The 13,075-nt window shown below is 44.9% G+C and carries 11 protein-coding genes; 6 read left to right on the top strand and 5 right to left on the bottom strand.

From position 1 onward, the window contains the following. Positions 1–115: 115 nt before the first annotated feature. The 5 genes from L9Q39_RS08320 to L9Q39_RS08300 all read right to left on the bottom strand — a co-directional run bounded on the left by L9Q39_RS08320 (position 116) and on the right by L9Q39_RS08300 (position 5,379). A complete protein-coding gene (locus L9Q39_RS08320; RefSeq protein WP_237484628.1) occupies positions 116–3,052 on the bottom strand; it encodes a serine/threonine protein kinase in 2,937 nt (978 codons plus the stop codon). Further along, a complete protein-coding gene (locus L9Q39_RS08315) occupies positions 3,052–3,639 on the bottom strand; it encodes a sigma-70 family RNA polymerase sigma factor (RefSeq protein WP_237484627.1) in 588 nt (195 codons plus the stop codon). The genes L9Q39_RS08320 and L9Q39_RS08315 overlap by 1 nt, the downstream gene beginning before the upstream one ends. Before the next feature lie 90 nt (positions 3,640–3,729). After that, the gene (locus tag L9Q39_RS08310; protein ID WP_237484626.1) at positions 3,730–4,431 is read right to left on the bottom strand and encodes a metallophosphoesterase; all 702 of its coding nucleotides are present in this window, start codon (positions 4,429–4,431) and stop codon (positions 3,730–3,732) included. Positions 4,432–4,452: 21 nt separating this feature from the next. Further along, a complete protein-coding gene (locus L9Q39_RS08305) occupies positions 4,453–5,025 on the bottom strand; it encodes a hypothetical protein (RefSeq protein ID WP_237484625.1) in 573 nt (190 codons plus the stop codon). A 27-nt stretch (positions 5,026–5,052) separates the two neighbouring features. Beyond that, a complete protein-coding gene (locus tag L9Q39_RS08300) occupies positions 5,053–5,379 on the bottom strand; it encodes a hypothetical protein (RefSeq protein ID WP_237484624.1) in 327 nt (108 codons plus the stop codon). Between the two features lie 294 nt (positions 5,380–5,673). On the opposite strand from L9Q39_RS08300, the gene L9Q39_RS08295 reads away from it, so the two are divergent. The 6 genes from L9Q39_RS08295 to bcsB all read left to right on the top strand — a co-directional run bounded on the left by L9Q39_RS08295 (position 5,674) and on the right by bcsB (position 13,073). Beyond that, positions 5,674–5,934, top strand: a complete 261-nt coding sequence (locus L9Q39_RS08295; protein WP_237484623.1) for a DNA polymerase III subunit epsilon — start codon at positions 5,674–5,676, stop codon at positions 5,932–5,934. A gap of 604 nt (positions 5,935–6,538) precedes the next feature. Next, on the top strand, positions 6,539–6,982 hold the full coding sequence (locus L9Q39_RS08290) for a hypothetical protein (protein WP_237484622.1): 444 nt from the start codon (positions 6,539–6,541) through the stop codon (positions 6,980–6,982). 506 nt (positions 6,983–7,488) lie between these two features. Next, a complete protein-coding gene (bcsO, locus tag L9Q39_RS08285) occupies positions 7,489–7,896 on the top strand; it encodes a cellulose biosynthesis protein BcsO (RefSeq protein WP_237484621.1) in 408 nt (135 codons plus the stop codon). Then, positions 7,887–8,654: a cellulose biosynthesis protein BcsQ gene (bcsQ, locus tag L9Q39_RS08280; protein ID WP_237484620.1), complete on the top strand. Its 768-nt coding sequence runs from the start codon at positions 7,887–7,889 to the stop codon at positions 8,652–8,654. The genes bcsO and bcsQ overlap by 10 nt, the downstream gene beginning before the upstream one ends. Before the next feature lie 34 nt (positions 8,655–8,688). Then, complete coding sequence (gene bcsA / locus L9Q39_RS08275; RefSeq protein ID WP_237484619.1) at positions 8,689–10,806, top strand: UDP-forming cellulose synthase catalytic subunit; 2,118 nt, start codon at positions 8,689–8,691, stop codon at positions 10,804–10,806. 47 nt (positions 10,807–10,853) lie between these two features. Further along, a complete protein-coding gene (bcsB, locus tag L9Q39_RS08270) occupies positions 10,854–13,073 on the top strand; it encodes a cellulose biosynthesis cyclic di-GMP-binding regulatory protein BcsB (RefSeq protein ID WP_237484618.1) in 2,220 nt (739 codons plus the stop codon). The last annotated feature ends 2 nt before the right edge of the window (positions 13,074–13,075 follow it).

Here is a 13,075-nt window from a genome sequence, read left to right as displayed (position 1 = left end):
ATAGCGTGGGATTAAGGAAAGGATCAATCATTGTCATTTTGGTATATACCCTTATTACATCTGAATCCTATATTTTGAGGTAACTTGGGTATATGTTTATTATATTGTGGCGCTCTTAGAGCTGGTTGCTCAATTTACCCCAAAGCTGCTGCCAATCATCTCGAAACGCAAAAGCTTTCTGCTGGTCTTGAAGCTCTGTGAACATTTGCCTAGCGCGCTGATCCTCTCCGACGTCAAGTAGTAAGTCGCATAGGTACAGGGCTTGAGCGGCGTTGAAGATATTGCGGTATTCTTTATTGTTCGCTATACGCGCTTCAAGCTGTTCAATGGCCTCTTTAGGCTCAACGTGCTTGCCATAAAAGTAGATAAGCTCGTTGAGTTGGTAAAAGCCTTGGTCAAATTCAAAACTGAGTGTTTGTGGCAGGTCGCTAGGCTTTGGCAGTAGAATTAGGGTGTCATTTACTTTGCCCAGATTAAGACTCAAAATGGCCAGATAGATTTTTTGCTCGCGGGCACTGAGTTTGGACTGGGCAATTTGTTGCTCTGCGGATTTCCAGTCGTTATTGATTGCTGGCGTCCAAGCGTGTCGATGCAACTGACGTATGCCATATGCTTCAAGACCGTTGTCTTCGAGTAATTTAAAGTAGAGCTCAAAGTCTGTCTCAAGCTCTGATAAGAGCTGTTGAACCTTATCCCAATCGTGCTGAATAATGGCAAGATCTAGGCCTTGATAGGCAGAGTCATGCTTCCAATCTAAACGTCTCACACGCATTGCTTGGCTTTGTAGATAGTTGTCTAAATAGTTGATGATTACTGGACTGCCTAAGCGCAGGCTCTGTTTTTGTAGCAGGCTTAGGTGGGTCATCATGTCTCCGTATTCGCTGCCATAGCGGCGACGAAACTCAGCGAGATTGTCGCGTACAATGTCTTTGTTGTGGTCGTAGCTCGCTTCGGAAAACGGGTTAAATTGCAACTCAATGGTGTTTATTTGGGCGCTGTCGACCAATTGGGTTTGCGAAAGCAGCTCGTTGAGTTGTGGGCTGATCAAAGCCTGTAGTTGCGCTGGACTTTGCGTAGGATCGATAGCCGTGATCGCCAACTGCAGACGATAGTAGTCTTGAATACTCAGTGACTCAACTCCAAGCATATCCGTTAATGCCGGTAAGATGCTGCGCATCTGTTGACGCAACTCAAAGTGGTGATCCAAGTTATTGACTGCGCGGCTTTGGTCGAAAAACGGACTTTCCGCGCTGCCGAGGTAAATAAACGCCAACAAGTCTAAACGCTGGGCGGTATTTAATGCGTGCGCTTCTAATAAATAGGGGCTCGCTTGGGCAAAAAGTGCTTGGTATTGCAACCTTCGCAGCTCTATGTCGAAGGGCATGGGGACCTTTAGCGCTGCGATGATGGCATGGAGCTGTAGTGGGTTAAGCTGTTGCTGCGAGTTAAGTGAGGCAATAAGTTGTTTTGCCAGCGGTGCTGCGGGGTTGCTATCGGGAATTAGGCTGGGATCGTTGCGGTAATTGTAAAAACTAAAGTTATCGTCACCGTAGGTCGTTTCAATGCCTTTAAAGGCGTTGAAGGTGTGAGCAAGCATCCAATAATACTGTAGCTGCAGTTGTTGCTCGTTTTGCATATCGAGTTCAGTTGCAACCTCCAAGGCTTCTAGGATGTCGAAAACAAGATCTACGTTTTCGCTGTAGTCAATAAACAAGCCCTGAATAAACAGCAAGCCGGTTTGCATTCTTGCTTGCTTGGTTAAATTTTGCTGCTGACCTAGCCAGCGTTTGGCTCCTTGAACGTAAAGTTGTTCAACTGGAGGCTGCTCAAAGCGGTGGTGTAGGTGAGGAAAGTTATCGCGTAGCATTTGTTCAAGCTGAGCCATCACTTGTTGACTGGAGGTCTGTTCGGCCATCAACACTTGGTTGTGACGCCAGGTCGCGACACTGGTTCCAATCAATAAGCTTAGGCTGAGCGCAATTGACGCGTTTATTAGTGGTCGTCGGGTGAGCCCTTTTTGGGCGCGGTATAACCAGCTATTGGAGTATTCCTTTATCGCGAAACCTTGGCGAAAGCGTTGAATAACTGCGAGAAACTCATTGGCGTCGCGATAACGCTGCGCTGGGTCGGGACTTAGGGACTTAGCGATAATCGCCCGAAGTTCTCGATCATTGATAGTATTGAGATCATCTCGACTTGGGGTTGTGCCGCTGAGCATAAACGCCAGAATTGCCCCCAAAGAATAAACGTCCGATTGGGATTTGTTCCACTTGCCTTGTCGCTGTTCGGGCGCGCTCCAATATTGCGAAAAAGCCTGAATGTAGTGTTGGGTAAAGTCGTCCTTATCATGCGGGTCGAACTGCTTAGCTAAACCTAAATCTATAAGGGTGAGCTGACCTTGACCATCAACGAGAATGTTCTGCGGTTTTAGGTCGCCATGATAAATATGTTTGTTATGGGCGTAGCACATAGCTTTTAAAAGAACCACAAATAGGGCTAAGACTTTGTCTTGCTCAATACGATGCTCCGCCAGCCAGTCGTCAAGCGCGACGCCATCGATGAAATCCATGACAATACAGGCTTGATCGAGTATCTGAGAGATGCCGTAGATCTTACAAATATTCGGCTGATCGAGTTCCATCAGGCTAGCCGCTTCACGGTAGAAAAACTGTTGCTGCTGCTCGGCGTTCATGCGCTCGTAACGCAATACTTTAACGGCGGCGCGATGCACTTTCAGCTCTTTGCTATCAGGGGAGTAGAGTTCTTGCTGCGCAAGAAAAACAAGACCCATGCCGCCTGCCTCAGAGAGGATCTCGGTAATGGTGAACCCCATGACGACTTGACCGATGTAACGCTGATAATCGACGGCTGGACCGGCTTGCATATGCTTGGCAATAAGTTGACTGCCGCTGAGTAGTTCGGTGCCAGCATCTAGCATATTACGAAGCTCATCACGTTGTTCTGGGTCTAAGTCGCTAAGCGCCTCCATGCGAGCATTTTGCTCTGCTAAGGGCAGCTCAATGAGCTCAAAGTAAAGGCTAACGATATCCATTATTTATCCAGCTTAGTGCGCAACCAAACCGTTGAAAAGCGCAGATAGTTGTCGACAGTTCGAGGTGAAATTTCCAATATTTCAGCTATTTGTGCTTGGCTGACCATGGCGAAATGTTTCAACTCAAAGACTTCGGATTGTAGAGGGTATTTTTGCTGGAGTAGCTCTAGTGCTTTGGACAGATCCATATTTTGATCCCACTGCTGCTGATGCCCCACGAGCTCTGTCATTTGCTGCTTGAGATAGCTCTTTTTAGCTTGCTGTCGATTGACCATAGCCTGATGAGGTTGGCCAAAAAGGAGGTGCCATACCGATACTCGAACATAATCAAAAAACTGTTTCCGGTTTTCGAAGGGCTGCTCGTCATTACGCCAGCGATGCAATTTGACAAAGGCCTCAGACGCGAGCTCGGTGATACTTGCGTCATGCAGGAGTGTCTCATTGGGGCTGTGTTGCTGCTTGTATTTACTGACAATGTTACGAATATCCTGATAGGCGTAACTTAGAAACTCTTTGCTTTTCTGTTGATCTCGGCTCTGCCAGGCAAGCAATAGCTGAGTTGCATCATCCAAATCTTTAATCGACATCATCAGTCCTTTGCGGGCTTTCTTTAAGGCTTATAGTAACAAAATATTAATTAAATTTGTTCAAAAGTAACAAAGGTTTAGTGTGCCAGTCTAGCCAGCATGTAACGTGCTATTGGCAGCGAATAGTGCTAGGGGAGTCAAACACAAGCGCTGGCTCATGGCGTAGGTGTCGGTCCAGTATCGATTACCGATACGCAGCAGAGAAGGTACTGGACAGTGGCCATGGACGACAGCATCTACCTCCGTGATCGATGCCACTGCGCCCATACGCTTCAGTGGTCTGCTCCATAAGCTGCGCCATACCTGTCTGGCACTGAGTCGACCGCTTTGCATCTGTGACCAACAGCCAAGACTTGACGCATGCACAAGACCGATAGTCATGTTTTGATAGGAAAGGGTTATGCTTAATGGCATGCAGATCTCTATCAGAGTCTTCCAACGCATCAGCTGATCACTGCAGTGTAAGGTATGACCTAACCAATCGCCGTTTTCTCGGGCAAGGATATCCCAGTACTTTGCCTGTTCAAATCCGAGTAAAAACAACTGCTCATGATTGCCCATCACGGAATAAAACCATTTCTGAGTGAGCAAATTAAGCGCCTCGCCAGAGTTGGGACCGCGACCAATTAGGTCCCCACAGCAAAAAACTCGGTCAACTTGGTAGTCAAAGCCTACCGCTTGTAATTGGCGATAAAATTGAGCGAGTTGTCCATGCAAATCACCAACAATAAAGTCACGACCTAAGGGGTTCATCTGAAAGAACTGATGCTGTTTGCGCGGTTTAAAATCCATATTGAGCCCCTTAGTTATTGATTATTTTTGGATGAGTTTTTTCCACAGTGCGCTGTTGGTTTTGTAGCCTGGCTTGAACAGCACCACGAGTAACAGAACCAGCGCCGCCAAAAAAACATAGGAACCAAGACCAAGTAAATCTAACGGCAAAGAATAGGTATTACGGCTGCCATAGCTGCTCACCTGCATCATGTCGTTTGCAGCGGAGACCGCTTTTAACACAACCGTGGCAAGTAAGCTTAGAGTTAATAACCGCGATAGCGCTTGCTTGGCACCAAATAGGTGTGAGAGCAGACCGCAAATCGCTAACAGGTATAGCCAAGTTGGTGAGAATTCACCCAGTGAAATACTCGCGCCAAAAAGCTCAGCGAAAGGGAGGTAGGTGCTAAGGAGTAGCAGCGCATAAGCAAAGACCGAGAAAAGGTTCATTATTTTGATCCCGCTGTAATCAACCTCTGAGGCGGCGGCTTTGGCTTTGCCAAGGGCATCGCTAGTGCGGGCAAAGGCATCACTTTGCGTTAGGTTACTGGTAAGTTGCTCGGCGGATTGTTTAGCGTCGTTGGCTATCGCTAGGGCTTTGTCTTTATTACTCATAGTCTTTTCCTCAATAATTTCAGTCGATTAAAATTGGACGATATTGGCTTGCAGAACTTTCTTTTCGAGGTATACCCCTTCGCCCTCGGCGATTTTTGTTATTAGTTCTAGTGTGCAGGCGTTGTAGACCTGTGATTGTCTGTCGGTCATATCATCCATCAGACTGCGCACCTTAGCCTGTTTAAAGCATTGTTCAATGACCTCTAGTTTTTGGTCATAGTGGGCAAAACTGTCCCATTTTTCTATCCACGCGATTTGCTCTTGAGTGCTGGATGAGTTACAAGCAGTAAGCATTGCAGCACCGACGGTGACCAATAACATGCCTTGAGCGGCTTTCAGGTTTGGCTTAGTCATGGTGTCTTCCTTTATTTGTTTTTTGGTTGTCTTAAGTGATGGAAGTAGATTAAGAAAATCTGAGTTTTTGCGGCAGTGACGTAGATTGTTTTTTTTTGCGCAAAATAAATGGAAGAAATTTTGATTTTTTATTGCGTGAATGATTTACGGGCTTCCTAATCTTTCTAAGACCAATTGAAGTGGCGTACAGCATAGCCCATCTATGCTAGACTCCCGCTATTCGCAAGATAAGTGTTTTTATTTATCAGCGAGAAGGCATACAAGTAGCCATTTTATTTTTACAAAGGTATATCAATGAGCAAATTGAGTTCAGCAGAACGCAAAGCACGCGACAACGAGCGCTTTTCACAACGTGTAAATGAACGCAGAGAGAAAGGTGAAGATGTCGTTGCGTACGCACTTTCAAACAAGAAGGCGGTGAAGTTTCTGACGAAGTCAGAAAAAAAAGCACTGAACGAACGTAAAGCCGCCGTTCAAGAAGAAATTAAGCTGAAAGAACAAGAAGAACTAAAAAGAATTGAAGAGTCTTTCTCAGTTGATGAGCACGAAGACTAGATAATACTTACGCCGTGTCTGACAAATTTAAATCTGTACGGGTAGGGTTGGACATCAACTCTCTGCTAATAAGACACCAAGATTGGTGAGTAGAATCAAGTTATCCGCGTTAACAGTAAAGCTGAGTTTGTAGCAACCCTTATAGCACAGCCTATTCTGGCTAGTATGGAAACAACAGCGGGCGCACTCGTTGTTGGTTGAGCGAGTCGCCGAATATCGGTCGGCGACTTATGCTTAGCCCATGGCTGCAAAAAAAAACGCTCATTGATGACTTTGACGATTGGCATCGTTTGTGGATAGTACCATTCAAAATCAGCGTCAGTTTTTATGACCGAAGGTTCAATAAATCCTGTTAATATATAAATGATTTTTATAAAACCATGCGTCACATATCTTAAATTGTATAATGATACTAACTTAATTAGATACCTAAATTACCAGTGAATTCGGCATTTTGAGGTAAATAGGGTATATAAATATCTAGAAATATTGAACGCTAATAAATAGAATAGCCAAGATTTTAGAACCTTAAACTTATCCTCTGTGTCTAATTGGATATATTGGATTTGGTGTAATTTATAAATTATACAATTGTGAGAAACCGATGAAAAATACCTTTTTAATTTCCCTTTCAGTCATTCTTTGTGGGTGTTCAGCATCTACTCAGTTTAATACGACCCAAGATAACACCGCGTTGACCGTTAAAGACAACGAACAATTTGTGGTGGATTTTGAACAAGAGCATACCTACAGTACGACCAGTTTTGGTCAATATGAATTTAAGGCTGAGTCAGAGGGTTATAGCGCTATGTATGGTTCTATGCCATTAAAGTTTAACGGAGGGTACTTGGTTGCTGATATCCTATTTTTTGCACCCGCGCTATTTTTTAACCTAAGAGAAGTATTCCCGTACTACGAGTTTGATGTCGAAAATAAACTTATCAAATACAAAAACAATGAGCAGGATGAATGGACGGTTTATCAGCCATCACAAGCTGAAGTTGACCGCGCAATGAAATATTTTGGTGACGCAAAAACATCAAAGTAATCGTTACATAGAATAAAAATCAAAGCCCAAAAGTCAGACAGCAGATTTTTGGGCTTTGTATGTTAGTTACTTCACAGTATGAAAAGACAGTTTTATATCTTATTGCTCTAACGACACCTTCCGCTTGCGGAGGCAGTTCGTCTAGTGGTAGCGGTTCTACAATGAGTCTAGAAGGCAAGTTATTAGCCAATGGAGACTTATTTACCAAACCAATCCAAACAGCTTTAACGTTTCGTCCGGTAACAAAGAAACGGTATCGGATGATAATGCTTAGACCGCATGTGGCGAGCGGAACAATCGACCCACTGACACTGACACTGACCCCAACCGGGTGACTGTAATTTAGTGAGACATTAGAGCCAAGCAACGTAAAGGGTATGGTTGCGCTTATTTCATTGCCAATGACGATAATCTAAAAATAATGTGATATTAGTTCCATGTGGCTGCAAATAAATGTTACATTACGCAGGTTAATGTGAAGTTTTGCTTAAAGGATGTAACAAGCAATGAGTGTCTATGATGACCTAAAGAGGTTCGAGAAAAATACGGGGTGCGATACTATTAATTTTATTAGTATGCCAACGCATGTTCGCCATAATAAAACTCGTCGCTACGCTATTTTGAATCAACTTGATGAAAAAATAGCCAGTGATTCAATGGAAATTATTGACAGACTCGATGGTACATTGGATAAAAATAACTACATTCAGCACAATGAACAGCCGTCTTTACCCTTTAAATTGCAGCAAGGTTCTGGAGATCAGACGATATTATCAAGTCTAAGCATGGTTCCCATTGCCCATAATTTAGTCGCAGAAACACCATCAGATAAAGACGCTGACGCTCCAGAAACACACGAACAAACGACATATTCTAACGTACACACCACAGTGCGAGCCGTATCATGCCCTTAATTACTGTATCTTCACCTAAAGGCGGAGTGGGCTGCACGACTATCGTAGCCAACCTTTGTTATGCGCTATCGGCTAAGGGAATTAAGACGTTAGCGATTGATTTTGACCGCCAAAACTCCCTTCGACTCCATTTCGGGCTTCCTATTAGCGACGAGCGCGGCTACGTTGCGCAGAGTCAGGAACAATCCAATTGGGGTGAGATGGCGCTGTCGTATAAAAATAATATTTTTGTTCTGCCTTATGGTGAAACCAGCAATCAACAAAGTGACGCTTTTGAATCTCGATTAACGCAGGATGAATTGTTTGTTTCTCGAGGGTTATATTCCTTACTGCAAGATCCCAAGCTGGTGATTATTGCCGATGTGCCGGGAAGTCAGTTCGCGGCATGTAGAGCGGTATCAAAGCTCGCTGATATTTGTATTACCCCTTTATTGGCGGATACGGCCTCATTATCCTTGTTGCCGAAAGTAGAAAAGATGTTTGCTGAAAATACCCATTGCCCCCATTACTTTGTACTCAACCAAACCGATCTTAAAAAACGAGTCAGTAGTGAGGTGATTGTATTTAGCCAAGATCGCTTACAAGATAAATTACTTGGTCAGATCCACAGAGATGAAAGCGTTGTCGAAGCCAATGCTTCACAAAAGTCGATATATGACTTCAATCCTAACTCTTCCGCTGCCTTTGACGTAGATATGATTAGTAATAAGATTATCACTGCTTTAGATATTAACGTGGGTGATGGTTTAACCTCTTAATTTGCAGGGTTATCACTCCAATTAAAAATATAATATGAACAAATTAAGACTTATTTTACTGCTGGTCATTCTCACTCCTATCATTATGTTGGTGGTAATGACACCGATGGATGGTGATAAACAGTATTTGTTTGCGCTGTTTAGTCTCGGGGCATTATTGTTACTGAACTTTAGCAAGAGCCGCAAAGTATCGATTGTGATGGTGGTTTTTTCCATCATTACATCCACGCGCTATCTGTATTACCGGGCGACGGAAACCCTATTATTTGAAACTCAGTTTGAAGCGATCTTAGGCATTATATTATTCATTGCCGAGGTCTACTCATGGACAATGCTATTGCTAGGTTACTTGCAAACCTCGTTTCCACTTGAGCGCAAGATCGAGCCTCTACCAAAAGACACGTCACTGTGGCCAACCGTCGATGTGTATATTCCAACGTACAACGAAGAGTTGGATGTGGTGCAAGATACGGTATTGGCGGCTCAATGTTTAGATTATCCAAGAGACAAGCTCAACATCTATTTACTCGATGACGGAAATCGACAGGAGTTTGCTGTGTTTGCCGCGAACTCAGGTGTTGGCTATATCACGCGTACGGATAATACCCACGCAAAAGCGGGCAACCTTAATAATGCGTTAAAGCTTACGAAGGGTGATTTGATCTGTATTTTCGATTGTGACCACGTTTCGACTCGGATTTTTTTGCAGGCAACGGTCGGCGCATTTGTTAAAGATCCTAAACTGGGCATTATCCAAACCCCTCACCATTTTTACTCTCCCGATCCTTTTGAACGAAACCTCTACGGTGGTCGAGATATTCCTAATGAAGGCGAGCTATTTTATGGTCCGATTCAACAAGGTAACGACACTTGGAATGCGAGTTTTTTCTGTGGTTCCTGTGCGGTATTAAGACGTACGGCTATTGAGGAAATTGGCGGTATTGCGGTCGAAACCGTCACCGAGGACGCGCACACTGCATTAAAAATGCAGCGATTAGGGTGGAGCACGGCGTACTTGCCGCTTAGACTCTCGGCGGGTTTAGCCACAGAACGTTTGGGTGTTCACGTTGTGCAGCGTAACCGTTGGGCTCGGGGGATGGTACAGATTTTCCGGTTAGACAACCCTTTATTCGGTAAAGGGCTGAGTATTCAGCAAAGACTGTGTTATCTCAGTGCGATGATGTACTTTTTATTTCCGTTGCCGAGGGTAATTTATCTGGTCGCCCCATTGGCGTACTTGTTGTTTGACTTGAAAATTATTCACGCCTCAGCGCCCGTAATTTTTGCCTACGCATTGCCGCATTTTATCATTTCCACGATGGTGACATCACGATTGAACGGTCAGCATCGTTATAGTTTTTGGGGTGATATTTACGACATTGCTTTGTCATTGCATCTGGTCATTCCGACCTTGATCACCATTTTCTCACCGCATAGAGGTAAATTTAACGTTACCGACAAAGGGCAGTTGCTCGACAAAACTTATTTCGATTTCAATATCGTTCGTCCCCACATCATTGTGGCGCTACTGCTTGTTGTCGCGGTACTTTGGGGCGGGTGGCGAATGGTTTTCCACCATCAATTCGATATGAATCCCAATGTGCTCGCGCTTAATATTGGCTGGGCGTTTTATAGCTTGTTTTTCTTGAGTGCGGCGATTGCAACAGGAAGGGAAACCAAGCAGGTGCGTAACACGATACGTTTGGATGTGACTATTCCTGCTGTGGTTCATTATGCAAACGGCATTGCATCTCGCTCGAATACAATTGATGTTTCGATGGGAGGTTGCCTGCTTGATATTCATCAGCAACCCGAATCTCCCATTGAACAGGTTGAGTTAGAACTGCAATCTGGCGCGATTTCAATTCCAGTGACCAAAACAATCATCAATGCAAAAGGCTGCGCGTTGCAGTTTGATGAGATGTCGATAACCCAGCGCCGTGAGCTAGTGAGAATTGTGCTAGCACGAGCCGATGCTTGGGTGACACCACCAAGAGCCAAAGATAATGCACTGCGCTCGATGGTGACGATCAGCCAATGTGTTTATGACGTATTGCGTGCCTCCATTCGGGAGCGACGTAGTAACAAAGGTTTAGAAAATAAAGAGATAGCAGCGAATAAAGACACCGCTAAACAGGAGCTGACCTCATGATGCGATTGCTGCTGAGTCGCCTTTCTAAGGTGAGGAGCCTTTCCAACGTGAAGTGCTTATCCAACGTGAAGTGCTTATCTAAAGTGCAGTCTGTCTTCTTGACCATGCTGCTATTGACTTCCCATGTGTTTAGTCAGGAAGTGACTTTCCAACAACTTGGTCATTCTCAAGGTATACGCTTTATGCAGGGACAAACTCAGGCGGGTCTGCGCCTTGGTATGCCTGCCGATCAGTTGGTAAATAAAGCGCAGTTGGTGTTGGATATTGATGTTAAGCAAACGCTGATTGACCGTGGGGACAGTCTGACGGTTAGCCTCAATGGTCAACAAATCGCCCAATTGCCGTTTGGGACGATGTTTGAAACCCAAGCGAGTTATTTGTTAGATATCCCTGCAGTGTTGATGACTTCACAAACGGTTATCGCATTTCAGTTAGAACAGAGTGGTCAGATCTTGTGTTACCCCGAAGCGATTCCAACGCCGGACTTAACGATTCTGCCAACCAGTCGTATCATTGTTGACACGACGGCGTTAAGCGTCACACCCGCCTTAAGTCGATTCCCAGAGCCCTTTATTGATACCAGCTATTTTGACGGTGGTCGTGTATTTGTTGGCTTACCGCAAACGCCTTCCAGTTCTCAGGTTTCAGCGGCAGCGATGCTCTCTTCTTGGTTTGGTATCCAGACAGACCATAAGACCAGCGACTTTGCGGTCACACTTGGTGAGTTGCCAAAAGAAAATGGCATTGTTTTCGCCGCTCCCGGAGAAAAAATAGGGTCTTTAACCTTTCCATACAGTGAACATCCTTATATTAAAATCATCAGTAACCCAGTGAGTCCCAAACACAATCTACTGATGGTCGCTGGTAAAGATAAACAGCAATTGCGCTCCGCGGTGTGGACTTTGATTCATGAAAAATTTCCGCATGGCGCACAATCCTTTGGCGTAAAACAACAGGCGATTGCAAAACGTTCTGCTTATGATGCGCCACGTTGGTTGCCCACTGATCGCCCGACCTATCTGCGTGATTTACTCTCGGAGTCTCAAAGTTTAGTGACTTCAGGGGTTTGGCACGAACCGATGAACATCAGCTTTAGAGCCGCGCCCGATCTGTTCTTGTGGGATGGTAACAGCGTGCCACTCAATATCGACTATCGTTTCCCTACCGTGGATTGGATGAGTGACGAACAGTCTCTGCTCAGCATTACCCTTAATCAACAGTATCTGACCGGATTAGCGGTGAATAAAACCGGTACCCTAGAAAAAATTTGGCACCAGTTGGGCGGCGATATAAGAAAAGAACAGGCTCGCGTGCCAGTGCAGCCTTATATGATTTATGGCGATAATGAGCTGTCTCTGTTTTTTAATCTCTCTTACCAGCCGGGTACGCCTTGCCATCAGCTTGCCAATGCCAATATACGCAGCAGCATTGGAGAAAATTCCAACTTGGATCTTACCCAAACGCGTCATTTTGCCAAATTACCCAACCTATCGTTTTTTGTCGGGGCTTCATTCCCTTTTAGTCGCTATTCCGATCTATCAGACACAGCTATTGTCTTGCCAGAAAGTCCGAAAGCTGAGCAGATCGCAGTGTTGTTGAATTTAACCTCTCGTTCAGGCAGTGCCACGGGCTCGGTTGTTACTTATCCCGATGTCTATTTAGGTATGCCGGATACAAAACGATTAGTTTCAAGGGATGTGTTAGCCGTCTCAGTCATGTCCGACGAGGTTTTCAATCAGGCTCTGTTCTCTGACTCTCCCTATACCATGAAACAAAATCATATTGGGTTAAAGGAAATTGGCTTAGTTGAAAAATGGCGCAACATGCTACTGGGCGAGTGGTCTTTACAGCGTTTGGAGGCGGAACGATATTTTGCTTCTGCCTCTCAATGGCGTGGATTCTTAAGCTATCGCTCGCCTTGGGATCCCGAGCGCGTAGTGGTGTTAGTGTCGGCGTCGCACAGTGAACAGCTATCAAAGATTGGCGCGGACTTACAATCTCAATCGACGAATGCCGCCATTCGTGGCGACACCACCATTATCACCAATGATAACGATGTGGCCAGCTTCCAAGTCTCGACCACCTTCCCATCAGGAGAGCTACCTTGGTATCAAGTCGTGATGTGGTATGCCAACCAACATAGTGTCATGTTGGTCGGCATTTTGTTGTTAGTTTCAATGATTTTAGGCTTCGCCATCTATCCAACGCTTGTCAAAGTCGCACAAAGACGACTGACGTCTTCTCAGCACCAACATAAAGATCAGTAATT

The sequence above is a fragment of the Vibrio hippocampi genome, assembly GCF_921292975.1.
Lineage (GTDB): Bacteria > Pseudomonadota > Gammaproteobacteria > Enterobacterales > Vibrionaceae > Vibrio > Vibrio hippocampi.
The sequence above is the reverse complement of the archived record's forward strand: the minus strand, read 5'-3'. Positions and strand labels throughout refer to the sequence as shown.